Origin of the sequence: Flagellimonas iocasae (assembly GCF_042682725.1) — a bacterium.
Classification (GTDB): Bacteria; Bacteroidota; Bacteroidia; order Flavobacteriales; family Flavobacteriaceae; genus Flagellimonas; species Flagellimonas iocasae.
Map to the genome: position 1 here is coordinate 274538 of NZ_JBHUHU010000001.1, position 22994 is coordinate 297531.

23 protein-coding genes are annotated in these 22994 nt (G+C 42.9%); 15 read left to right on the forward strand and 8 right to left on the reverse strand.

The genetic code is table 11. The annotated features are described in order from the left end of the window. Window positions 1-190 precede the first annotated feature (190 nt). Entirely contained in the window at window positions 191-2035 is a 1845-nt protein-coding gene (locus ACFSJE_RS01225) for a BspA family leucine-rich repeat surface protein (RefSeq protein WP_379829153.1), read from the forward strand. Between the two features lie 487 nt (window positions 2036-2522). Beyond that, on the forward strand, window positions 2523-2819 hold the full coding sequence (locus tag ACFSJE_RS01230) for an endonuclease domain-containing protein (protein ID WP_379830031.1): 297 nt from the start codon (window positions 2523-2525) through the stop codon (window positions 2817-2819). Between the two features lie 387 nt (window positions 2820-3206). On the opposite strand, the gene ACFSJE_RS01235 is transcribed toward ACFSJE_RS01230, so the two are convergent. Further along, window positions 3207-4118: a bifunctional metallophosphatase/5'-nucleotidase gene (locus ACFSJE_RS01235; protein ID WP_379829154.1), complete on the reverse strand. Its 912-nt coding sequence runs from the start codon at window positions 4116-4118 to the stop codon at window positions 3207-3209. Further along, on the reverse strand, window positions 4119-4940 hold the full coding sequence (locus ACFSJE_RS01240; protein WP_379829155.1) for a 5'-nucleotidase C-terminal domain-containing protein: 822 nt from the start codon (window positions 4938-4940) through the stop codon (window positions 4119-4121). Between the two features lie 6 nt (window positions 4941-4946). Here ACFSJE_RS01240 and ACFSJE_RS01245 point away from each other — a divergent pair, with 6 nt between their 5' ends. The 13 genes from ACFSJE_RS01245 to ACFSJE_RS01305 all read left to right on the forward strand — a co-directional run bounded on the left by ACFSJE_RS01245 (window position 4947) and on the right by ACFSJE_RS01305 (window position 17345). Further along, complete coding sequence (locus ACFSJE_RS01245) at window positions 4947-5480, forward strand: DUF6913 domain-containing protein (RefSeq protein WP_379829156.1); 534 nt, start codon at window positions 4947-4949, stop codon at window positions 5478-5480. Next, window positions 5480-6370 (forward strand): 4-hydroxy-tetrahydrodipicolinate synthase, encoded by an 891-nt coding sequence (gene dapA, locus ACFSJE_RS01250; RefSeq protein WP_379829157.1) that lies wholly within the window; start codon window positions 5480-5482, stop codon window positions 6368-6370. The genes ACFSJE_RS01245 and dapA overlap by 1 nt, the downstream gene beginning before the upstream one ends. A 106-nt stretch (window positions 6371-6476) precedes the next feature. Then, entirely contained in the window at window positions 6477-7319 is an 843-nt protein-coding gene (locus tag ACFSJE_RS01255; protein ID WP_379829158.1) for an outer membrane protein assembly factor BamD, read from the forward strand. Between the two features lie 22 nt (window positions 7320-7341). Continuing rightward, on the forward strand, window positions 7342-7668 hold the full coding sequence (locus ACFSJE_RS01260) for a DNA-directed RNA polymerase subunit omega (protein WP_379829159.1): 327 nt from the start codon (window positions 7342-7344) through the stop codon (window positions 7666-7668). Window positions 7669-7671: 3 nt separating this feature from the next. Continuing rightward, window positions 7672-8877, forward strand: coding sequence for a bifunctional phosphopantothenoylcysteine decarboxylase/phosphopantothenate--cysteine ligase CoaBC (gene coaBC, locus ACFSJE_RS01265; protein WP_379829160.1), 1206 nt, complete (start codon window positions 7672-7674; stop codon window positions 8875-8877). Then, window positions 8870-9760, forward strand: coding sequence for a type IX secretion system protein PorD (porD, locus tag ACFSJE_RS01270; protein ID WP_379829161.1), 891 nt, complete (start codon window positions 8870-8872; stop codon window positions 9758-9760). The genes coaBC and porD overlap by 8 nt, the downstream gene beginning before the upstream one ends. A gap of 46 nt (window positions 9761-9806) precedes the next feature. Beyond that, on the forward strand, window positions 9807-11459 hold the full coding sequence (gene recN / locus ACFSJE_RS01275) for a DNA repair protein RecN (RefSeq protein WP_379829162.1): 1653 nt from the start codon (window positions 9807-9809) through the stop codon (window positions 11457-11459). An 88-nt stretch (window positions 11460-11547) separates the two neighbouring features. Next, window positions 11548-12360 carry an enoyl-ACP reductase FabI gene (locus ACFSJE_RS01280; protein ID WP_379829163.1) on the forward strand — a complete coding sequence of 271 codons (813 nt, stop codon included), beginning with the start codon at window positions 11548-11550 and terminating at the stop codon, window positions 12358-12360. A 55-nt stretch (window positions 12361-12415) separates the two neighbouring features. After that, a complete protein-coding gene (locus ACFSJE_RS01285) occupies window positions 12416-13423 on the forward strand; it encodes a glycosyltransferase family 2 protein (RefSeq protein WP_379829164.1) in 1008 nt (335 codons plus the stop codon). A gap of 2 nt (window positions 13424-13425) precedes the next feature. Beyond that, on the forward strand, window positions 13426-14382 hold the full coding sequence (locus tag ACFSJE_RS01290; protein WP_379829165.1) for a CdaR family protein: 957 nt from the start codon (window positions 13426-13428) through the stop codon (window positions 14380-14382). Then, a complete protein-coding gene (gene coaE, locus ACFSJE_RS01295; RefSeq protein WP_379829166.1) occupies window positions 14379-14975 on the forward strand; it encodes a dephospho-CoA kinase in 597 nt (198 codons plus the stop codon). The genes ACFSJE_RS01290 and coaE overlap by 4 nt, the downstream gene beginning before the upstream one ends. A gap of 64 nt (window positions 14976-15039) precedes the next feature. Further along, window positions 15040-16623 carry a sensor histidine kinase gene (locus tag ACFSJE_RS01300; RefSeq protein ID WP_379829167.1) on the forward strand — a complete coding sequence of 528 codons (1584 nt, stop codon included), beginning with the start codon at window positions 15040-15042 and terminating at the stop codon, window positions 16621-16623. 8 nt (window positions 16624-16631) lie between these two features. Next, a complete protein-coding gene (locus ACFSJE_RS01305; RefSeq protein ID WP_379829168.1) occupies window positions 16632-17345 on the forward strand; it encodes a response regulator transcription factor in 714 nt (237 codons plus the stop codon). Window positions 17346-17404: 59 nt separating this feature from the next. Here ACFSJE_RS01305 and ACFSJE_RS01310 read toward each other — a convergent pair whose 3' ends face one another. The 6 genes from ACFSJE_RS01310 to ACFSJE_RS01335 form a co-directional block, all read right to left on the reverse strand. Beyond that, window positions 17405-17911 (reverse strand): gluconokinase, encoded by a 507-nt coding sequence (locus tag ACFSJE_RS01310; protein ID WP_379829169.1) that lies wholly within the window; start codon window positions 17909-17911, stop codon window positions 17405-17407. Next, window positions 17898-18827, reverse strand: a complete 930-nt coding sequence (gene miaA, locus ACFSJE_RS01315) for a tRNA (adenosine(37)-N6)-dimethylallyltransferase MiaA (protein WP_379829170.1) — start codon at window positions 18825-18827, stop codon at window positions 17898-17900. Before miaA ends, ACFSJE_RS01310 begins: the two co-directional genes overlap by 14 nt. Beyond that, a complete protein-coding gene (locus tag ACFSJE_RS01320; RefSeq protein ID WP_379829171.1) occupies window positions 18824-19666 on the reverse strand; it encodes an ion transporter in 843 nt (280 codons plus the stop codon). Before ACFSJE_RS01320 ends, miaA begins: the two co-directional genes overlap by 4 nt. Next, window positions 19663-20994, reverse strand: coding sequence for an exonuclease domain-containing protein (locus ACFSJE_RS01325; RefSeq protein WP_379829172.1), 1332 nt, complete (start codon window positions 20992-20994; stop codon window positions 19663-19665). Before ACFSJE_RS01325 ends, ACFSJE_RS01320 begins: the two co-directional genes overlap by 4 nt. An 18-nt stretch (window positions 20995-21012) precedes the next feature. Then, window positions 21013-21672: a YggS family pyridoxal phosphate-dependent enzyme gene (locus ACFSJE_RS01330; protein WP_379829173.1), complete on the reverse strand. Its 660-nt coding sequence runs from the start codon at window positions 21670-21672 to the stop codon at window positions 21013-21015. A gap of 84 nt (window positions 21673-21756) precedes the next feature. After that, complete coding sequence (locus tag ACFSJE_RS01335) at window positions 21757-22992, reverse strand: DUF1015 domain-containing protein (protein WP_379829174.1); 1236 nt, start codon at window positions 22990-22992, stop codon at window positions 21757-21759. Window positions 22993-22994 lie beyond the last annotated feature (2 nt).

A 22994-nucleotide genomic window follows, 5' to 3' on the forward strand; every position in this document is an offset into this window, starting at 1 on the left:
AGTAATTTCTGACTAAAACCCTCAAGTATCATGTAAAGTGATTGTTACTGTTTTACCCAAAACCCAACACCCCACCAAATCAACGAATCCCGGTCATCCATCAACCCAAAGAGTTCATCCATCAATTGTGCCACCAAAAAGGTCTTGACAAATAAGAACTTGCAGGCTTAACCTTATAAATTTTAAAATTATGATACGTAAAAAATTGCTTTATTTGGTCATTTTAGCATTGGCCGTAGTTTCTTGTAGTAAGGACGATGGTCCTTCAGCCCCAGACAAACCTACCATAACCAGTTTATCAAAAACTTCGGGACCTGTAGGAACGACATTCGACATTATAGGTACCAACTTCAGTACCACGAAGACCCAAAACACCGTTAAAATCGGTACCACCACGGCAACAGTATCCGTTGCCACGGCCACTAAGATTACCACGTCGGTGCCGCAAGGGGCCACTACGGGCAAGGTGAGCGTCACTGTTGGCGGAGAGACCGCCACTGGGGGCACCTTTACCGTGACCCAGCCTCTGCCCAACAACTCGGCACCTGTGATCAACAACCCTGACCCTGTATTCAGTGTTGTGGAGACCTTGGCCATTGATGTTCCGGTAGGGGCCATTGATGCCACGGATGCCGACCAAGATGTGCTGAACTATGTGCTCAGCGGGACAAACAGTGGGCATTTCATGATTTCCGCTGCAGGCGTGATAGGCTTGGCAGAGGGGGAGTTCCTCGATTTTGAGACCACCCCTGTGTACAACTTGAGCGTCAGCGTTTCCGATGGCAAAGGTGGTACGGCCACAACGGACATCACCATAAACGTTACCGATGTGGATGAAGCACCGGAAGTGGAATCCTTGAGCCTTGAGTTCCCTGCGGCCGAGGACATTGTTGATACCGATATCATTGGAACCGTGGTGGCCACCGACCCTGAAGGGGCAGAGCTTGACTTTTCCATTAAAAAGGACGTGTCCTTTTTATTTGAGATAAACGCCGCCGGCGAACTGAGCCTGATAAAGAACAAGCAACTTGATTATGAGACTTTAACAGAACATCCCATAACCGTTGAAGTCTCGGACGGAGAAAACATTGTTACCGTGGAAATCACCGTGACCGTAACCAATGTTGAAGAATTGTCCGATGACCCTGCCTCTTTTATCACCACATGGATGACCTCCGCGGATGAAGGGGAGATTGTGATCGGTTTGGAAATCAGCCTAGTGAAAGATTATGATTTTCAAATTGATTGGGGAGATGGTAGCTTGGAAAGTTATAATGAGCCCGCTACGGTAAACCTAGCACACACCTATGAAACTGAAGGAACGTATACTGTGGCCATAAAGGGCAGTTTCCCGGCCATAAAAATGAGTGTGGGCGGTAGTACCCCAAATAAGTTGTTGACCATTGAACAATGGGGCACCAATGTCTGGAAGACAATGTTAAGTGCTTTTTCCGGTTGCAATGATTTAGTCATTAACGCTCCTGATTTTCCCAACGTTTCCGAGGTAACGAACATGGCCAATATGTTCGCCAATACTTTTGGTCTGGGCAGCAATCCAAACACGGATTTTAGCAATTGGGATACCTCAAATGTCACCAATATGTCCCATGCCTTTGAGAACAGTAGTGTTAACAATCCCATAGGATGGAACACCATCAGTGTCACCAACATGTCCAGTATGTTCAAAGGAGCTATACTCTTTAATCAGGATCTAAGCACTTGGGATGTCAGCAGCGTAACCAATATGTCCTCCATGTTTGAAGGGGCCTCTGCATTTGACCAAAGCCTTGGGGATTGGGTTATTGCATCTATCCAAAACATGGAAAATATGCTAGATGGAACAGCGCTTTCCACCGCAAATTATGATGCTACATTGGATGGATGGGTTTTCTCTAATTCTGGGTCTCTTAATAATGATATTACTCTAGGCGTTTCAGGTCTTTTTTATTGCGAATCTGAATTTCTTAGACAAGATATAAAAGGTCTTTTTAACTGGTCATTTGTTGGGGACAGCTTAGATCCAGAATGCCCATAATTTATAAGAACTTATTTAGGTAAGTTAAAACCTAAACGCAGACCCATGTAAAGCACCGAGGGGAGACCAATTGGCCCTCTCGGTGTTTTTTTAGCTCCCCTCTAGAGAGGGGTTGGGGGTGTGTCACTTTTGGAGAGGGGCTGGAGTGATGCCACAGAAAGTTCCCCTCTAGAGAGGGGTTAGGGGTGTGTCCTTACAATGAACAAATATCAATGGCCAACAAACAATCAGATTCTATATAAAACAACAAAGACACAACCCTGATTTCGCCATATCGAAATCTTTCCCTTCTCAAGAAGGGATATAAATTCCCCTCTTGAGAGGGGTTAGGGGTGTGTCAACTCTTGAGGAGAGGCTGGGGGTGCGTCCTCCAAGAAAGCAATCCAAACAGTTCATGAAAAAACCAAGAAGAAAAATAATCCCATATAACCCAAAGCTCAAAGAACTGGCTCGCCAATTGCGAACCAATTCCACAAAAGCATAAATTATCCTTTGGCAAAAACTAAAGCGCAAACAAATGCACGGTTACGATTTTCATCATCAAAAACCCATAGATAATTTCATTTTGGACTTTTTCTGTCATGAACTCATGTTGGGTATAGAGGTGGATGGATATTCCCATGAGTTGGTTGAGGTGCAACAAAAGGATAGGGTCAAAGAACTGACGATGTCGAATTTTGGGATAACCATACTTCGCTTTACGGATCACCAAGTTTTGAGGGATATGGAAAATGTGCTCCGGATCATAGAGGACTATATTCACACCAAAGAAACACAACCCTGATTTCGCCATACCGAAATCTTCCCTTCTCAAGAAGGGATTTTCAACTTCCCCTCTCGAGAGGGGTTGGGGGTGTGTCTGCTCGATAAGCGATGAACAATTAGCAAGACCTAAGTACCAAAAATCCAAAACCCAAAAACCCAATTCCAAAAATCCTAAAAAGTCATTTCGACATGAGATGCCAAGCATCAATTGAGAAATCTGTTTTCAATAGTCCAAGAACCCAAGAATCAAGAGTGAGACTCAAGTCCAAGTTGATTTGTGAAAATTCGTGCAATTCGTGTCAAAATGGGTTTTTACATCCGTTCGACTGCCTTCCCGTTTGTTCAGATGGGAGCTAAGGGTGATAGCCAGAATGGAAATTGCTTATTGCAAATTGTTCATTGAAAATCAGACCGAAATGCTCACTCCATTTGCGGAAGCCTTCTTATCGGTATCAAAATAGAAGTCAATTCTACCCAAATTAAGACCGTAGCACCCCACTTGGTTTATTAAAACAGAGTCCCCGTTCTTATTGATGCGTACATCGGGCCGCTCCAAAAAGGTATGGGTGTGTCCACCAATAATTAAATTGGTATAATACGTCCGTTGTGCCAATTGCGTATCCGAAGGCCGTTGTGGGTTTTCATAATCGTAGCCCAAGTGTGAAAGACAGATGACCAAATCACATTGCTCACCTTCCTTCAGTTGGCGCTCCATATCCAAGGCTATCTCAAAAGGGTCTAGGTAGCTGGTTTCCTTATAAAGCCGTTTGGTCACCAAACCATCAAATGCAATCCCAAGGCCATACACCCCAATCTTAATACCGTCCACCACATAAAGCTTGTAGGGTTTCACCTGACCTTCCATTACGGTATTGGAAAAATCATAGTTAGCGGAAATCATGTCAAAAGTAGCGTGTGGCATCTGTGCCAACAATCCATCAATTCCGTTGTCAAAATCGTGGTTACCGATGGTGGAAGCATCATATTTAAGCTTGCTCATCAATTTAAACTCCAGTTCCCCACCATAAAAATTAAAATAGGGGGTACCTTGAAAAATATCCCCAGCATCAAAAAGCAGGGTGTTTGGGTTCTCATTTCGGATTTGGTCCACGAGCGTTGCCCTTCGGGCAATTCCACCCAAATTAGGATACTGCGAATGCGATGCTGGAAATGGGTCTATGTGGCTGTGCACATCGTTGGTGTGCAAAATGGTCAGTTTTTTGGTGCCAAAACCAGCACAGGAGTTCAAGCTAAGTCCACCCAGGCCAACCAAGGTTGAGGCCGCTGCCGTATGTGTTATAAAATCCCTTCTCTTCATCTATTTCAATTGAATAAAGCGGTCGTCCACCGCGGCATTTAGCGTATCCGCTTTCTTAAAATAATCGATAATGGCATTGCGCAATAGGTAATCAATGTGTGTTGTGGAAATGGTGTCCTTGAAAAAACCAATACTGGGACCACCCTGTACCAAATAATCGGAGGTTCCCACAAAATAAGTGCGGTTCTCATCAAACGGTTCCCCTTGAATGTCCACCGACTCCAATGAGCCACTCTTATCCAAAACAATCTGCATTCCCGCAATAGGGTGGACCCTGTCCGAAGCCATCAAAAAAGCGATGAGTTCCCTAACGGCTGAGCCGCTCATTTCAACAATGGAGATATAATTTTCAAATGGCATGACCTCATAAGCGTTTCGGGCCGTAACATTTCCTGCTGAAATAATGGAACGTACCCCTCCGTAATTGAGCACCACAAAATCCAAATCGTTCCCAGTGCGGGATTTAAAGATGGGTGCGGCTTCGCTTAGGACAATATCGGCCATAAGATTGCCCATGGAGGTATTGTGCTCTCCATCTTCCAACAAAAAGGGTTTTGGGGCATAAGCCAAAGTGCTATCCAACACCTGATTTATGCGGTTTCTATAGGGTTCAACAAAACTAGAAATGGAATCCACCTCTTCAAGCGAGGCATCAATTGGGATTTGCCGACCATCAATTTTGGAGAGTGCTCCGGTCTCCTGCTTACAGGAAAATAAAAAACAAAGAGTTGTAAATACAACAAATTGTTTGAATTTTAAACCAATCACGTGCGTATCTTTGTTAAGTATCTTGGTAGAATATTTACCTTTGTAAAAATGCATAAAAATATGTTTATAAAGGGGCTCCAAGATAAATTTAAGGTTAAATCAGGGCTTAAATATTTAAAGGAGGAAATGGAAAAGCCTTCTTTGCCTATAGCCCGGGAAAAGGGAATTACCAGTGTTGGCTGTATTGTTGATGTGGATAAGTTCCAGAATGCGGAGGCCTTTTATGAATTGATTGACGAGTTTTCCCTCAGGCCCAATGCCATAAAAATCATTGGTTATAAAAGGGAATACGACAAAAACTCACCTTATGCCATCCAGATATTTTCGGATAGGGATTTAGGATGGAAAGGACAGATTGAGAACGGTTATGTCCTGGAGTTTTTGGGAAGGGAATACGATATGTTAATCAATTTTTATGAAGAGGACAATTTGATGATGAAATTGCTCTCTGTGAAGACCCCAGCCCGATTAAAAGTTGGTTTGGGTTCGCAGGACCCCAAGGTGAACGATTTGATCTTAAATACAAACATGAAAGATTTTGCACTCTTTAAGAGTGAATTGAAAAAGTATTTAAAGGTTTTAAAAGAATTGTGATGGAAAAATTGATGGGTACAGGTGTTGCATTGATAACCCCTTTCAAAGAAGATTTTTCGGTGGATGTGGATGCGTTGGTCCAGATTGTGGAACACAACATTCAAGGTGGAGTGGATTATTTGGTGGTACTGGGTACTACGGCTGAATCTGCAACCTTGAACAAGATAGAGAAACAATTGGTGGTGGACACCATCATTAAAACCAATGCGGGACGTTTGCCGTTGGTTTTGGGTGTGGGCGGAAACAACACCATGGCCGTTGTTGAGGAATTGCAAACCGTGGATTTGTCCGAGTTCGATGCCATTTTATCCGTATGTCCTTATTACAATAAGCCCACTCAAGAAGGTATCTATCAACACTTTAAGGCAATAGCCAAGGCATCTCCGAAACCTGTCATTTTATACAATGTTCCGTCAAGAACGGGAGTAAACATGTTGCCCGAGACCACGCTTCGGTTGGCACATGAGGTTCCCAACGTTCTCGCCATTAAAGAAGCTTGCGGGGATATGGTTCAGATTGATAAAATCATCAAGGGAAAACCAGAACACTTTATGGTTATTTCCGGGGATGACTTTACCGCGCTGCCTACCGTTTTGGCTGGTGGGGCTGGAGTGATTTCCGTTTTGGGTCAAGGTTTGCCTTCCCAATTTTCAAAAATGATGAACTTGGGACTTCAGGAAAGTTCCGATGAAGCGTACAAGATTCATCACCAACTATTGCCTTTGATGCAATTGATTTTTGAAGAAGGAAACCCCGCCGGCATTAAAGCCATCTTTGAAAGTTTAGGACTTTCAAGAGCTGAGGTACGCTTGCCATTGATGGAAGCTACACCTTCCCTAAAGAGCAGAATCGGTAGTTTTTTAAAGGCGCTGGATACTGCACACGCTTAGATTTCGTTAAAACTTGCCCAAAAGCTTGGGCAGTTGGTTTTGCACCCGTTATTTTTGGACGATAAATTGTTTTTTTAAATCCGTTCATTATCACTAATTTTGCAAAATGTTTTTGAAAATGAGGTTCATACTCCCTTTACTAGCCGCATTCGTAGTTCTTGTGTCCTGCAGTGAGTACCAGAAAGTACTCAAGAATGAGGATATCAAGCCTAAATATGATTTGGCGGAAAAATTCTACGAAGAGGGCGACTACAAAAGGGCAAAAAGATTGTACGAGCAGATTGCACCAAAATATGTGGGAAGACCACAAGGTGAGCGGGTGATGTTCTTTTTTGCCGATTGTTATTTTAAGACAGGGGATTATTACTTGGCCGGTTATCAGTTTGAACGTTTTATAAAATCCTATCCCAAAAGTGATAAGATTCAGGAAGCAAGTTTCTTGGGTGCAAAAAGCTACTACGAACTTTCACCTGTGTATACCTTGGACCAAACCGATACGGATAAAGCGTTGGCCAAGTTGCAGACGTTCATCAATACCTACCCAGAATCTGAGTATTTTGAGGAGGCCAATGCCATGGCAAGGGAATTGACCACCAAAAAGGAGAAAAAACAATTGGAGATTGCCAAGCAGTTCAATAAATTGGGAAAATTCAATTATCCTATCTTGGTTTCGGCAATTACAGCATTGGATAATTTTATTTCGGACAATCCCGGCTCTGTATACAGGGAAGAGGCTTTGTACTATCGTATTGAAGCAACCACCAATTTGGCCTTGAACAGTACCGAGAACAGAAAACAAGAACGTCTGCAAGAAGCTCTTGATTCGTATAATACCTTAATGCGTTATTTCCCAGAGTCCAAGTTTAAAAAAGATGCGGATAATTTGTTGGATAAAATACAGAGGGAAATGAACGCATATACCGTTTCCACCGATATTACTACTAAATAAACGTTTTTTAAAACAGCTGCATATGCAAGATTTGAAAAATACAAAAGCCCCAGTTTCCACGGTTACCGTTAACCGTAACGAGTTTGACCAAAAAACGGGGAACATTTATGAAGCTATTTCCATAGTTTCAAAACGTGCCATCCAAATCAATTCTGAAATCAAAAAGGAATTGTTGGAGAAGTTGGAAGAGTTCGCTACGTACAGCGACAGCTTGGAAGAAGTCTTTGAGAACAAAGAACAAATCGAAGTTTCCAAGTTTTACGAAAAACTTCCAAAACCCCATGCTTTGGCGGTCCAGGAATGGTTGGAAGATAAAATCTACTACAGGAACACAGAGAAAGACGCCTAAGAAATGCTCGGCGGTAAAAATATCCTTTTGGGAATTTCCGGGGGAATCGCCGCCTACAAAACCACATTTCTGGTTAGGCTATTGATAAAAGCTGGTGCCCAGGTCAAAATTGTAATGACCCAGAGCGCCAGCTCTTTTGTTTCCCCACTTACCTTGGCCACACTGTCCAAAAATCCAGTGCTGATGGATTTTGTCAACGAGGAGGAAGGCAGTATTTCATGGAACAACCATGTAGAACTTGGACTTTGGGCGGATATCATGCTCATTGCCCCAGCAACAGCCAACACGCTCTCCAAAATGGCCAATGGGGTATGCGATAATCTTCTTTTAGCTACGTACCTATCCGCAAAATGCCCGGTCTATTTTGCCCCGGCCATGGATTTAGACATGTACAAGCACCCTTCTACCAAGGCTTCCTTGGAAAAATTGGAATCTTTCGGCAATAAAATGATTCCCGCAGAATCCGGTGAGCTTGCCAGTGGTTTACATGGCGAAGGGCGTATGGCAGAACCCGAGAACATTATTCAGTTCCTTCAAGAGGATTTGGGCAAAGGTTTGTCTTTGAGTGGCAAGAAGGTGCTTATAACGGCGGGTCCCACGCATGAAGCCATTGACCCGGTGCGTTTTTTAGGGAATCGCTCTTCGGGCACAATGGGTTTTGAGTTGGCCAAAAAGGCGGCGGAACTTGGGGCAAAAGTGGTTTTGGTCTCTGGTCCAACCAGTTTGGACATCAAGCACAATTCCATAGAATTGATTCGGGTGACTTCAGCCCAAGAGATGTATGAAGCATGCCACAATCATTACAACGACACCGATGTTGCCATTTGTGCAGCCGCAGTGGCAGATTATCGTCCTAAAAATGTGGCAAAAGAGAAACTGAAGAAAAAAGAAGGCGACCTGAATATTGAATTGGAACGAAATCCGGACATTCTACTATCGCTAGGGGAGAAAAAGTCGCACCAATTTTTGGTTGGATTCGCTTTGGAGACCGAAAATGAATTGGAAAATGCCAAAGGCAAACTACAACGTAAAAATCTGGACGGTATCGTTTTGAATTCTTTGAAAGATGACGGCGCCGGATTTGGGGGAACCACCAATAAAATTACCTTCATTGATAAGAATTTGGAGATAAAAACGTTTGGATTGAAGACGAAGCCCGAAGTGGCCTCCGACATTTGGGAAGAAATCATCTCCAGAATCCATGCGTAACACTCTTTTGCTCTCTTTGTTTTTTATTTTCACCTTGACGGTCTCCGCCCAAGAACTCAGCTGTGTGGTTACCGTGAACTCGGACCAAGTAGGGCAGACGAACCAACAGATTTTCAAGACTTTGGAGCGTTCATTGAACGATTTTGTCAATAACAGCAAATGGACCAATCGCGTTTATAAGGAAAATGAACGGGTAAACGCCAGGATGTTCATCACAGTAACCTCATACGAGTCGGACCGTTTCGAGGCCAATATCCAAGTGCAATCTTCTAGACCCGTTTTTAATACATCGTACGAAAGTCCGGTATTCAATTATAAGGATGATGCCTTTAATTTTCAGTATCAAGAATTTCAGCCTTTAGTGTATAATCCCAACTCATTCGATTCCAATTTGGTAGGGGTGATTTCCTATTATGTTTATGTTGTTTTGGGATTGGATGCGGATACGTTTTCTTTGGAAGGCGGTGATGATTATTACCGGAGGGCGCAGAACATTGTTACCCAAGCACAGGGGTCCAATTTTAGCGGTTGGAGCCAAGAAACTGGGGAGCGTACCCGTTTTGAATTGGTGGATAACCTGCTGAGCAATTCGTTCCGGGAATACCGTATCGCCATGTACAACTACCACCGCAAGGGATTGGATGTTTTGGCGGACAACAACAGCACTGGAAAACAGGTCATAGCGGGGAGTCTTCGGTTATTTGAAACCTTGATTAGTCGCAGACCCAATGCATTTTTAATCCAGACCTTCTTCGATGCCAAATCCGAGGAAATCCAAAATATCTTCTCCGATGGTCCCAAGGTGGACATCGTAAAACTTAAAGAAACCCTCAACAGGGTGGCACCATTTTATTCCAGCACTTGGAATGAGATAAATTACTAGTGCAGTTCTCTAAAGAGATTTATCTTTACGGAGAAAATCTTTAGCATTGCTGGCAAATCTTTCCATTCAAAACTACGCTTTAATTGATGACGTAAACGTTACGTTTTCCAATGGTTTTACCACAATTACGGGTGAAACAGGGGCGGGAAAGTCCATTCTATTAGGCGGTCTTTCTTTGGTGTTGGGGAAACGGGCAGATTTGACCTCCCTGAAAAATACGGAACAGAAATGCGTCATTGAGGCGGAGTTCGATATCTCCAAATACGATTTAAAATCATTTTTTACCGAAAATGATTTGGATTACGAGGACCGAACCATTCTTCGGCGTGAAATTTTGCCCAGTGGAAAATCGCGTGCCTTTGTGAATGACACCCCGGTCACTTTAGATGTGCTCAAGGCCTTGGGTGACCAACTGGTGGATGTGCATTCACAGCACCAAACACTTCGTCTTACGGAGAATGATTTTCAATTGAAGGTAGTGGATGCCCTGGCCAATAATTCGGAGCATATAAAAACCTACAGAACTCATTTGAATCGTTACAGAATAGCTTCAAAAGAGTTGCGGGAATTGGAAGATTTTCAGACTAGTGCGGATAAAGAGCACGACTACAATAGTTTTTTGTTGAAGGAACTTGAAGATGCCAAACTCAAGGAGGGCATGCAGGAAGAGTTGGAGGCTGAATATGAGCAGTTGAGCAATGTGGAGGAAATCATGGAGCAATTGTCTGCCGGGTTCCAATTGTTGAATGATGAGCAATTGGGCATTTTGGGCCGAATGGGTGATTTAAAACGAGCCTTTCAAAGTTTGGCCGATTTTGGGCCAGCTTACGCATCCCTCAGTCAGCGAATTCAATCTATTTTGATTGAGACCGATGACATTGCATCAGAATTGGAGCAATTAAAAGATGCTGTTGAAGCCAACCCAGAACGGTTGGAAACAGTGAACAGCCAATTGCAGCTGCTTTACGACCTTCAGAAAAAGCATCATGTGGCATCTGTGGGTGAGTTGGTCATCATTCGGGAAGATTTAGCCAAAAAGGTGGAGGCTGTGGCCAATATTGAATCTAAAATTGCTGAGAAAAGAGGTGAAGTTGCCAAGCTTACCGAACAGGCTGAAGATGCTGCTGAAAGAATACGAGATGCTAGAAATTCGGTCATCCCCAAATTAAAAAGCATGCTCCAAGAAAGTTTATATGCATTGGGAATGCCTTCGGCCAGTTTTAAAATTGAGGTAAATCCGTCAGAATCGTTCAAGCCCAATGGAAAGGATGATTTGGTGTTCTTGTTTTCGGCCAATAAAGGTTCAGACTATGGCGAATTGAAAAAAGTGGCCTCAGGCGGGGAGCTTTCCCGCATCATGCTGACCATTAAATCCATTTTGGCTACGTATGAGCAATTGCCCACGATGATGTTTGATGAAATTGATACCGGGGTTTCCGGAGAGATTTCAAACCGTATGGGCGAAATCATGCAGCAGATGAGTCAGACCATGCAAGTATTCTCCATTACCCATTTACCACAAGTCGCTTCCAAAGGAAGACATCAATTTAAAGTGTTTAAGGAGGAAGGCGAGGAGGGGACCAGTACCCGCATGAAAGAGCTCTCCAATGACGAACGTGTGCAGGAATTGGCAGAAATGCTAGGGGGTAAATCGTTGTCAGAATCCGCATTGGCACACGCTAGGCAGTTGCTTCAATAGCGATAGCAGCCCACATTCGGGCAAAAAGCATGAAACTTCAAAATAGAATAAATATCTTTGCAACTGAACCAACAATAGCGAAAAAACTATGGCATACAATCTTTTAAAAGGTAAAAAAGGAATCATTTTTGGAGCTTTGGATGAGAATTCCATCGCATGGAAAACAGCAGAACGCGTTCATGAAGAAGGTGGGACGTTTGTGTTGACCAATGCCCCAATCGCCATGAGAATGGGACAAATAAAGGAATTGGCAGAAAAGACCAACTCTGAAATCATTCCTGCAGATGCCACCAATGAGGAAGAACTAAAGCATCTTGTTGAGAAATCCATGGAAATTTTGGGTGGAAAATTGGATTTTGTCCTTCACTCCATTGGTATGTCGGTCAACGTTCGAAAAGGAAAACATTATACGGACGAGAACTATGATTTTACGGCTAAAGGCTGGGATGTTTCGGCGCTTTCATTTCATAAAGTACTGCAATCTTTGTACAAAGCTGATGCCATGAACCCTTGGGGCAGCATTGTGGCCTTGACCTATATGGCGGCGCAGCGGACTTTCCCCGATTATAACGATATGGCCGACAACAAAGCCTATTTGGAATCTGTGGCAAGAAGTTTTGGTTATTTCTTCGGGAAGGAGAAAAAAGTACGGGTGAACACCATTTCACAATCCCCAACACCAACAACCGCAGGTCAAGGTGTAAAAGGTTTCGGTGGATTTATCAACTATGCCGAAAAAATGTCGCCACTCGGAAATGCTACGGCCGCAGAGTGCGCGGATTATACCGTAACCTTATTTTCGGACCTTACCCGAAAGGTGACCATGCAGAACCTCTTCCATGATGGAGGGTTCTCTAACACCGGGGTAAGTCAAGAGGTCATCGATGAATTTTCCGAATAACACAGATAAATAAGATTGAAAGCCATCCTTCCTTGGGGTGGCTTTTCTTTTTCATATGAACACTTTCATTTCCATAGTGGTGCCGGTGTACAACAGGCCTGAAGAAATTCGGGAACTGTTGGAAAGTTTGGAGCGTCAAGATTTCAATGACCCGTATGAAGTGGTCATTGTGGAGGATGGCTCTTCTGAAAGTTCTGAGGAGATTGTAAGGCGATTTCAGGACAAGCTTCATATTTCATATTACTATAAAGAAAATTCAGGACCGGGAGATTCTAGAAACTTCGGGATGCAAAAGGCCAAGGGCAACTATTACATCATTCTGGATTCTGATTGTATTCTTCCCAAGCAATACCTCACAGAGGTTGACAAAGAGCTGAAACGGGAATTCGTGCATTGTTTTGGAGGTCCGGATGCCGCAGATGCTTCGTTCACCGATGTGCAAAAGGCCATCAACTATGTAATGACCTCCTTTTTTACGACTGGGGGTATCCGAGGGGGGCAGAAAGCCGTTGGAAAATTTCAACCCAGAAGTTTTAATATGGGTATTTCTAAAGAAGCCTTTGAAAAAGCAGGGGGTTTTGGCAGAATTCACCCGGGGGAGGACCCAGATTTGACTTTTCGCATCTGGAAGGCAGGATTTGAGACGCGATTGTTCCCCAAAGCCTTTGTCTATCACAAAAGACGCATCGACTGGAATAAATTCTATATCCAAGTGAATAAATTTGGGATGGTACGCCCCATTTTAAACAAATGGCATCCTGGAACAGCCCGACCTACCTATTGGTTTCCTACCCTGTTTATGATTGGTCTTTGCTTTTCTTTACTTCTAGCGATTGTAGGCATTGTGTTGCCTTTATGGCTGTACAGCTTCTATTTTTTAGTCTTGTTTTTGGATGCATTGTTCAAGAACAGAAATGTAAAAGTTGCCTTCTTGGCAATTTTTGCGGCATTAACGCAGTTTACAGGATATGGGATAGGTTTTCTGAAGTCCACTTTCTTGCTTAACTTTAATAACAAAGAACCGGAAGAGTTATTCCCAAAACTGTTTTTTAAACGGAAGTAATAGTGTTCAAAAAAGTATTGCACGGCCTCAATCAAAAAAAAGTGAAGGTGTTTTCACTGTTTTTGATATGTTCTTTTTTAGCGTGGTTTCTGAGCAATCTGTCCGAATCTTATGAAGCTAGGGCCAAGTTGACACTGAATTACAGGAACCTTCCAGACTCTTTATTATTGGGAAAAAATTCCGTGAATGTAATGGAGGCCAAGTTACGTACCAGTGGTTTTCAGTTTTTGTTTTACAACTTCGTGAAAAAGCGAATCGACGTGGATGTCTCCCAAGTGGAATATCAAAATGGGCGGTATGTACTAACGGAAGACGCCTTAAAGAAACAAATAGACGTGCAGCTTTCGCAGAACATCTCGCTTTTGGATTTGGACCGAAGCAGATTGGTGGTGGACTTGTATCAGGTCGCGTCAAAGGAAGTGCCTATTAAGGCAAATCTGGATTTAAAGTTTCAGCAGAACTTTATCATGGAGGGAAAACCGAAAATCACGCCATATAATGTAGTGGTAAAAGGACCTGAAAGTGAAATTGATACCCTCGATGAAATTGAAACCGAACTCATACAGTTGACCAATTTGTCCAGCGATTTTTCAAAAGATGCTGCACTGGTCTTCCCAAAAGGATTGGACAATAGTATTTTTTCGGTTGGGCGGGTGACTGTTTCGGGCAAAGTGGTGAAGTTTTCAGAAAAAGTATTTGAGACAACCATCACTGTGGTAAATCCTCCTGATGGGTATCAAGTAAAGACCTTTCCAAACTCGGTAACTGTGCTTTGCAAAGCCACCGTGGATAGATTGAAAGGAATATCCTCTGCGGATTTTGAGGTGCAAGCGGATTATGCTCAGGTTAATGGGAATACTAAGAACACCTTACTTTTGACCATTACAAAAATGCCAGAAAATGTATATGACGTGCGACTCTCAGAGAAGACCGTTAACTTTGTGCTGGAACAACGATGAAAATAGTTGGGTTAACAGGAGGTATTGGCAGCGGAAAAAGTACCGTCGCCCAAATGTTCAGGGAACTGGAGGTACCTGTCTATGATTCTGATGAAGAAGCTAAAACCTTGATGATTTCTTCCAAGGAAGTAAAAGAGGCCATTACGGCATTGTTGGGAAAAAAAGCCTATCGAGAAGGGTTTTTAGATAGGGCTTATATTGCTGATAAAGTGTTTAAGGACCCAGAATTACTTCAACAATTGAATGCCATTGTGCACCCTGCGGTTAGAGCACACTTTTTGGAGTGGGCCCAGAAAAAATCCGTACCTTATGTAATACAAGAAACCGCTCTGATTTTTGAAAATGGAGTGCAAAGCAATTACGACTTCACCATTCTGGTGACCGCACCCAGGGAAATAAGGTTGCGGCGTGTAATGGAAAGAGATGGCGCAACTGAGCAGCAGATTCTTCAACGAATGGAAAACCAGTTGGAGGATGAGGAAAAAATAAACCTGGCCGATTTTTGTATTGAGAACGTTGAATTGGAAACTACAGCGCAAAAGGTAAAGCAACTCCACACCAAGCTACTGGCCCTATCCGCCCCAAAATTTTAACATTTTTGTTAAGGTTAGGTTAAACGGTAAAAGGCCTAAATGTTAAATTTTTAATTTTGATTCAATGAACAAGAAGCTATTCGTTCTTCTCGTCATTCTAATGAGTTTATCCCTTACCGGGATAATATTCGTTCAGGTTTACTGGATCAGAACCTCCATAAACGACAAAGAAGAACAGTTCTCAAGAACGGTCACGGACATTTTAGACAAAGTGGCAAATAGGGTGGAGAAGCGGGAGATGAAGGAATACTCAGATCGTTTGGCTTCACTTGTTGACAGTATTGGTCAACCTAAAAGCACGCAGTTCAGAAATTTTTTGTTCGTCGACCGGGATTTAAACTCCGATGAGATTCTTTTTTACTCCCACGGAATCCTGGAAGAGGATTACAATATAACATCAACGTTCTTTGATAACATAGACGGAGGAGAGGATTCAACCACCATTAAGAATTACACTAGTAAGCGCACCAAGGCCATTTACAAGGAGGAATTTGGTCTGGATGGTAAAAGTTATAGTCTGACTCCCATCCAACGTGCCGAAAAGATAGGCGGGCTGTCCAGCATTGACAAAGCCGCATGGGAAGATGTGTTCATGGAGGCGGCCAAGACAAAGCCCATTCATAAACGTGTGTCCAATCAAGAATTGGAACTACTGCTCAGTCAAGAACTGAAAAACAGAAACATTGATATTGACTATGAGTATGGGGTATATAGCCAAGGCTATCCTACCAAAGTACGTTCAAAAAAGTTTAAGTTCTCTGGAACCAAGATGTATAAGGCTCCCATATTTAAGGACAGTGAAGGAAACAGTACATTTTCATTGCTTTTGACTTTTCCCAGCATGAAAAAATTCCTGTTCAGGTCCATTATGAGTATGGCGTTGCTATCGCTGATTTTTACCTTGGTCATAATGATAGCCTATTCCAGTGCCATTTATCAATTGATCAAACAAAAGCAGATATCGGAGATAAAGTCGGACTTTATCAACAACATGACGCACGAGTTCAAAACGCCGATTGCGACCATTAATCTTGCTGTGGAGGCCATTCGCAACCCAAAATCCATCGAAGATAAGGAAAAGGTGCTTCGGTATTTGGGAATGATTCGGGATGAGAACAAACGCATGCACGCACAGGTGGAAAATGTGCTTCGCATTTCCAAATTGGAAAAGAATCAGTTGGATATCAGTAAGGATCGGGTTGATATTCATGACATCATTGGCGATGCCATAGCCCATATCGACCTTATTGTTCAAGATCGCGGCGGATACGTCAATGCGCATTTAGATGCCGAAAGGTCTGAAGTTCTGGCAAACGACATGCACATGACCAACGTTATTGTGAATGTGCTGGACAACGCTGTGAAATACTCTCCGGAGTCTCCAAAAATAGATGTGTTTACCGAAGTGGTAAAGAATAACATCATCATTAAAATACAGGACCAAGGAGCCGGAATGAGCAAGGCCGTCCTGAAAAAAGTGTTCGAGAAGTTTTACCGGGAACATACCGGTGACATACACAACGTAAAAGGCCACGGATTAGGATTGGCCTACGTAAAACGAATTATAGACGATCATCAAGGTGAGGTTTATGCTGAAAGTGAAAAAGGAAAAGGAAGCACTTTCTATATTAAACTCCCTTTAATTTAAAACAAACTATGGAAACAGAAAGAAAGAAGATACTATTGGTAGAGGATGACCCAAATTTTGGGATTGTCCTTAAGGATTATTTGTCCATGAACGACTTTGAGGTCGTTCTGGCCAAAAATGGTATGGAAGGTTTTGAAAAGTTCAAAAAGGATAATTATGACGTTTGCATTTTAGACGTGATGATGCCCTACAAAGATGGATTTACCTTGGCCAAGGAAATCCGCGAGAAGAACGAGAACGTTCCAATCATTTTCCTTACTGCCAAGACCATGAAGGAAGATGTGCTTAAAGGATACAAAGCCGGGGCTGATGATTATTTGAACAAACCTTTTGATTCTGAAGTGCTTTTAATGAAACTTAAAGCGATTCTTCAAAGAAAGGCGTCCAGCACCTTAGCGGATAGCAAACAATTTGAGTTTGAAATTGGTAATTTCCATTTGAACTCCAAACTTCGCTTTTTGAAATATAAGGAGGAAGAGCCCATTAAATTATCACCAAAAGAAAATGAACTTTTGCGTTTGTTGGCCTTGCATGAAAATGATTTGATGCCACGGGAATTGGCATTGACCAAAATATGGAGGGATGATAATTATTTCACCTCCCGAAGTATGGACGTTTACATTGCTAAGTTGAGAAAATACCTTAAAAAGGACGATTTGGTGGAAATCCTGAACATACACGGAGAAGGGTTTAGATTGGTGGTTAAGGCCGAAAACCAATAAACCATATTCCATTCAATATAAAAAAGCCACCAAATAGGAGGCTTTTTTAGTTTAGCTTTTTAATGAGCCTCTGATTTTATTTGCTCCACTATTTCTTTGATGATTATTTCGGGTTCTTTGGTAACCGACACCTTAATGGCCCTCTTGGGCGGCTCCAAGGTCTCAAATTGCGATTTAAGGAGCTCAATGGGCATAAAATGGTCTTTTCTAGCCTCCAATCGCGCTTTTATCAACTCAAAAGAACCGTTCAGGTAAATAAACTCCATGCAGGTGCCCACTCCAGCACGCAAAAGACCTCGATAATTTTTTCGTAGGGCTGAACAACCTATTACGGCACCTGTATGCCGATGCTCGCGCGCAACCTGATTCAATCGCAGCAACCACTCTTTACGGTCTTCATCAGCAAGCGGTTGGCCAGCTTTCATTTTATCAATATTCTCTTTGGGATGGAAGTCATCCCCATCAAAAAAGGGGTACTTTAATCTATGCGCCAGAAGTTTTCCTATGGTGGTTTTTCCAGTGCCGCTAACGCCCATTACCACCAATACCTTTTTACCGTTGGGCATGGTTTAATTCGTTAAGTTGTTGTTTAGTTTTTTTCAAAATTTGATCACTGTCGGTAGTATGGTCCACCCAAAAAACACTTTCGTTCTTTCGCAACCAAGTCAATTGTCGCTTTGCAAAACGTCTTGTATTCTTTTTGATTTCCGATACGGCAACCTCCAATGAACAATGCCCGTCAAGATATTCAAAAAGTTCTTTGTAACCAACTGTTTGTAATGCATTCAGATTTTTATGTACATGCAAGGTCTTAGCTTCATCCAACAACCCTGATTCCATCATGATATCCACGCGGGTATTGATTCGCTCATAAATCACCTCTCTGGGCGCCTCAAGTCCAATGTAAAGGTGTTTAAACGGTCTTTCTGGCTTGTTTTGGGAAAGGAATGTTGAATACGGGCGATTAGCGGTAATGCAGACCTCCAAAGCACGAATAAGTCGATGTGGATTGTCCAAATCCACTTTGTTGTAATACTCGGGGTCTCGTAATTTTAATTCTTGTTGAAGGTATTCCAACCCTTTTTCCTGCAATGCTGCGTTCAAGGATTGACGGAGTTCGGGGTCAACCTCAGGAAAATCATCCAACCCATGGATCACGGCATCCACATAAAGCCCACTTCCACCGACCATGACCACCACATCTTTTTCCTGAAACAGGGTATCCAAAAGCGATAGGGCATCTTTTTCAAAATCTCCTACGGAGTAGGGTTCATAAATGCTTTTGTGTTGGATGAAATGGTGTTTTACAGCCTTCAATTCGTCGGGAGAGGGCACGGCCGTACCAATTTCCATTTCCTTGAAAAACTGGCGGGAATCCGCAGAAATGACATCAGTATCAAAATGCTGGGCCAATAAAATGCCAAGTGCCGTTTTTCCAATGGCTGTGGGTCCTACCACAGCTATCAATACTTTATTGCTCATAGCGAATGTCCACAATTATAACAATGGGTGGCATCGTCCCTATGGCCCTCCGCCGAGCAATTGGGGCAGGCTTGGGTATTTACATGTACCATATGGCCGCCGTCTTTTACATTTTTACTGCTTCGGGAAAATTCAGCGGTCACAATTCCAGTAGGAACCGCAATGATGCCATAACCCAAAATCATGATGACGGTGGCCAAGAATTGCCCAAGCGGTGTTTGTGGAGCAATGTCACCATAACCCACAGTGGTCAAGGTAACAATGGTCCAGTAGATGCTAGTGGGAATACTGGTGAAACCGGCATCATCCCCTTCAATGAGATACATCAAGGTTCCTAAAATGACGGATAGAATCAAAACCACATAAATAAACACCGCTATTTTGGTCCGACTCGCCTTAAGAGCGGACTGCAATTGTGAAGCTTCGCCAATGAATTTCACCAATTTCAATATCCTAAAAACCCGCAAAAGCCTGAATGCCCTTACGGCCAAAAGAACTTGGGAACCCGCTAATATGTAAGACAGGTAAAGAGGAATGGTAGAGATAAAATCGATGATGCCATAAAAACTGAAAATGTATTTAAATGGCTTTTTTATGCTGATGACCCGGGCAATGTATTCCAAAGTAAAGAAAATGGTGATGCCCCATTCCAGGGTCAGTAGGATTTTATGATGTTCCTTATCTATATGGTCCACACTCTCCAGCATCACCAAAATGACGCTAAGAATAATCAGTGCAAAGAGGACGATGTCAAAAAACTTTCCGGCAGGGGTGTCGGCTTCATAAATGATTTCATGAAGTTTGTGTTTCCATCCAGATGGTTTGTTTTGTTCGGTCAAGGAGCCAAGTTTAGCGGAACGACTTTAAGCCTATTGTTTTTTCTGAGATACGACTCAATGATGAACGTGGTGTTTTCATCGCTCGGTATTGAGGTCATTATCGACTCCAAGATATGAATATTATTGATTTGATGGTTGAGTTCCACAAACCCAAACCCTTGAAGGTGACCTCCTTTAATGAGGACAAAACTACGTTCGCCGGTTTCCCTTCCTTGGTCCAAAAGAGCAATGCTTTTACCAAAAATGCTGTATTTGTCAAAAGCAGAAAGCACTTTTTCATTGCAATCAGCGATTGATTCATTGCTTTGTGCGCAAGTGGCTTCGGTATCAATGGAGCAGGGGCATATTTCGAATTCAGAGCTGATTTTATTCAAAAAACTTCTGGCCGAAGGAACCCCGTTGAACCCAATCTTCTGATTCGCCCTTGATTTACTGCTCTCAATAGCCAAGCTGATGTGCGCCTTCCCATTTTGCTCAAAATTGATGATATGGGAGAATAGCTTTCTTCGGGCAATGCTATTGTGTTTGGGTTTGGTCCTTCGTAATTCCTGATATTCCTTCAACAGTGCCACCAACTCGCTTCCGGTTTCATCATATGTAACTTTTTTGGTCTCTTTCTGAAGTTTGCGTGCCAAGCTTCCCACGTTGGTGAAGTGTTGGTTCACTCTTTTTTTGATGTTTGTGGTCTTTCCCAAAAAGATGATGTCCCCATCCTTGTTGTGCATGTAGTACACCCCCGTTTCCGAAGGGAGGTTAAAGACCATGTCCAGTTGGGTGGGGGAGAGTTCGCCATGGGTTTCTTCCCGAACCACAGTTTTAATGATGCTTTTATCCGAGTCTTTACCCAAGAGCAACTTAAATAATTTTAGGGTAGCGATGGCGTCGCCATTCGCTCGGTGTCGGTCGCTCATAGGAATACCCAGGGAGCGTGCCAATTTTCCCAAACTATGCGATTCTGCATCCGGAAGCATTTGTTTGGAAAGGTCCACGGTGCAGAGTGTTTTACGTTGGTAGTCATACCCCAGCCGTCTGAATTCGGTACGAAGGATGCGATAATCAAATTGGGCATTATGTGCAACAATGGTAGCTCCTTCGGTGATTTCCACAATTCGTTTGGCGACTTCGTGGAATTTAGGAGCGGAACGAAGCATTTGGTTGTTGATTCCTGTAAGCTTCGCCACAAAAGGTTGGATTTCCCGCTCTGGATTGATCAAACAGATAAATTTGTCCACCACTTTACGGCCATCAAACCGATGGATGGCAATTTCCATAATGCCTTCCTCATTGTATTTTCCTCCGGTACTTTCTATATCAAGTATGGCGTACATGAAAAATTTGAATCGATTTTACTGATAGTTTCGTGCTCCAAATATACTACTTCCAATACGCACCATGGTGCTACCTTCCTCTATGGCCAATTGGTAATCGCCACTCATGCCCATGGAAAGAATGGTGACTTCGGGTAATCTTTGTTGCAGTTCATTGAAAATGGATTTGAGATGAGCGAACTCCTTCCGTACCTGGTTTTCATCCGAAGTGAAAGTCGCCATTCCCATCAAGCCCACAATTTTAATGTTTTTCATGGCTTTGAATTCCTCTGATTGAAGCAAAGCTTCCAACTCAGTATTGTCCAGTCCAAATTTGGTGTCTTCTTCGGCAATATGCATTTGCAACAAACAGGGAATCACCCGGTCGTATTTGTCGGCTTGCTTATCAATTTCTTTCAGTAGTTTAAGGCTATCCACCCCGTGAATCAAAGAAACGAACTCGGCCATGTACTTGACCTTGTTGCGCTGTACGTGGCCAATCATGTGCCATTCAATATCCTTGGGCAGTTCCTCCCATTTTTGGGTCATTTCCTGCACTTTATTCTCGCCAAATACCCGTTGCCCTGCTTCATAAGCTTCTAGAATATCCGCATTGGGCTTGGTTTTGGACACTGCGACCAAGGTCACCCCTTCGGGCAATTCATTTTTTATGGCTATAAGGTTATCTTTTATTGACATGCTAGTATAATTGTCATTCCGCACTTGATGCGGAATCTATTCAGTTTATGGATTCCTGCCTTCGCAGGAATGACAGAACAAGTATTACAATTCATAAATCGCCAGTCCACTGCGCAATTTAGGTTCAATATACGTGCTTTTGGGGGGCATTACCAAACCTGCATCGGCAATGGCCTTGATTTCTTCTATAGTCGTGGGCATTAGGCTGAACCCTACTGCGAACTTACCGTTATCCACACTGTCTTTCATTTGTATGAGGTTGTTTTTGCCATATCCATAGGCAATCCGTTTGTCGTTTCTGAGGTCTGAAATCCCTAAAATGGGCTCCAGAATGGTTTTGTAGAGAATTTGGGTGTCCAATTGGCTCAGCGCATCGGAAAAGCTGTAATTGATGTTCCTGAGATAAAGCGAGTAGAATTCTCCACCCAAATACATGCTGAACTGATGCTTTTTTGAAGGACGAAGTGGGCCCTCTTCTTGTTTTTCAATTCTAAATTGAGCATCAAGTTGAATCAAGAACTCTTCTTTGGAAAAACCGTTCAAATCCTTGACCATACGGTTGAATTCATAAATCCGAATCTGTGATTCTGGGATAAGGTAGGCCATAAAATAGTTGTAGGCCTCCTCTCCATTGTGGCCCTTATTTTCGGATTCCATTTGTTGGGCCAACAGATTGCTCGAAGCACTTCGGTGATGACCATCTGCAATGTAAAGCGCATCCATTTCAGCAAAAGCCGCTTCGAGTTTGGCAATGGATTCTTTGTTGGAAATCTTCCACAGACTGTGGTTAAAACGGTCCGTAGTGGTAAAGTCGTACACTGGTTTCCGCTGCGTCTCCTGTTGAAATACATCCCAAACCACTTCGTTATCAGCATAGGTCATCAAAACAGGTTCGGCGTTGAAACCTACGGTATGCAGGTAGTCCGCAAAAAGTTCTTCGCGATGCTTTAGGGTATCCTCGTGTTTTTTGATGATATCATTCCGGTAATCGGCTACACTGCAGGCACAAAAGAAACCAAGGCTCTTGAAATCGTCCTTTTCTATTTGATACAAGTAAAAGCTGGCGTCTTCATCCTTCTTCAAGGTGTTTTCTTCCAAAAACTCCAAATACCGATTCTGCACCAGATGAAAACGTTCTTTTCCGGTGATGTTTTTGTGAAACTTGAACCCGGGGTTTATGATGTGCAAAAAGGAAAATGGATTGTATTGCAGCACCGATTTGAGTTCATCCTTGGAATATTCTTCATAGGAACGGGATGCCACAAAGGAAACCTTGTCCTTTGTGGGTCGGATGGCCTTAAAAGGTTTTATGAATGCCATTC

What these genes read in the sequence shown, in the direction of transcription:
- ACFSJE_RS01280 (WP_379829163.1), top strand. Translation starts at nt 11,548, where the DNA reads ATGGCATACAATCTTTTAAAAGGTAAAAAAGGAATCATTTTTGGAGCT.
- coaBC (WP_379829160.1), top strand. Translation starts at nt 7,672, where the DNA reads ATGCTCGGCGGTAAAAATATCCTTTTGGGAATTTCCGGGGGAATCGCC.
- ACFSJE_RS01260 (WP_379829159.1), top strand. Translation starts at nt 7,342, where the DNA reads ATGCAAGATTTGAAAAATACAAAAGCCCCAGTTTCCACGGTTACCGTT.
- ACFSJE_RS01240 (WP_379829155.1), bottom strand. Translation starts at nt 4,940, where the DNA reads ATGCATTTTTACAAAGGTAAATATTCTACCAAGATACTTAACAAAGAT.
- ACFSJE_RS01235 (WP_379829154.1), bottom strand. Translation starts at nt 4,118, where the DNA reads ATGAAGAGAAGGGATTTTATAACACATACGGCAGCGGCCTCAACCTTG.
- ACFSJE_RS01310 (WP_379829169.1), bottom strand. Translation starts at nt 17,911, where the DNA reads ATGCCCAACGGTAAAAAGGTATTGGTGGTAATGGGCGTTAGCGGCACT.
- ACFSJE_RS01245 (WP_379829156.1), top strand. Translation starts at nt 4,947, where the DNA reads ATGTTTATAAAGGGGCTCCAAGATAAATTTAAGGTTAAATCAGGGCTT.
- ACFSJE_RS01335 (WP_379829174.1), bottom strand. Translation starts at nt 22,992, where the DNA reads ATGGCATTCATAAAACCTTTTAAGGCCATCCGACCCACAAAGGACAAG.
- dapA (WP_379829157.1), top strand. Translation starts at nt 5,480, where the DNA reads ATGGAAAAATTGATGGGTACAGGTGTTGCATTGATAACCCCTTTCAAA.
- ACFSJE_RS01255 (WP_379829158.1), top strand. Translation starts at nt 6,477, where the DNA reads ATGTTTTTGAAAATGAGGTTCATACTCCCTTTACTAGCCGCATTCGTA.
- ACFSJE_RS01300 (WP_379829167.1), top strand. Translation starts at nt 15,040, where the DNA reads ATGAACAAGAAGCTATTCGTTCTTCTCGTCATTCTAATGAGTTTATCC.
- miaA (WP_379829170.1), bottom strand. Translation starts at nt 18,827, where the DNA reads ATGAGCAATAAAGTATTGATAGCTGTGGTAGGACCCACAGCCATTGGA.
- ACFSJE_RS01330 (WP_379829173.1), bottom strand. Translation starts at nt 21,672, where the DNA reads ATGTCAATAAAAGATAACCTTATAGCCATAAAAAATGAATTGCCCGAA.
- ACFSJE_RS01285 (WP_379829164.1), top strand. Translation starts at nt 12,416, where the DNA reads ATGAACACTTTCATTTCCATAGTGGTGCCGGTGTACAACAGGCCTGAA.
- ACFSJE_RS01325 (WP_379829172.1), bottom strand. Translation starts at nt 20,994, where the DNA reads ATGTACGCCATACTTGATATAGAAAGTACCGGAGGAAAATACAATGAG.
- coaE (WP_379829166.1), top strand. Translation starts at nt 14,379, where the DNA reads ATGAAAATAGTTGGGTTAACAGGAGGTATTGGCAGCGGAAAAAGTACC.
- ACFSJE_RS01305 (WP_379829168.1), top strand. Translation starts at nt 16,632, where the DNA reads ATGGAAACAGAAAGAAAGAAGATACTATTGGTAGAGGATGACCCAAAT.
- ACFSJE_RS01225 (WP_379829153.1), top strand. Translation starts at nt 191, where the DNA reads ATGATACGTAAAAAATTGCTTTATTTGGTCATTTTAGCATTGGCCGTA.
- porD (WP_379829161.1), top strand. Translation starts at nt 8,870, where the DNA reads ATGCGTAACACTCTTTTGCTCTCTTTGTTTTTTATTTTCACCTTGACG.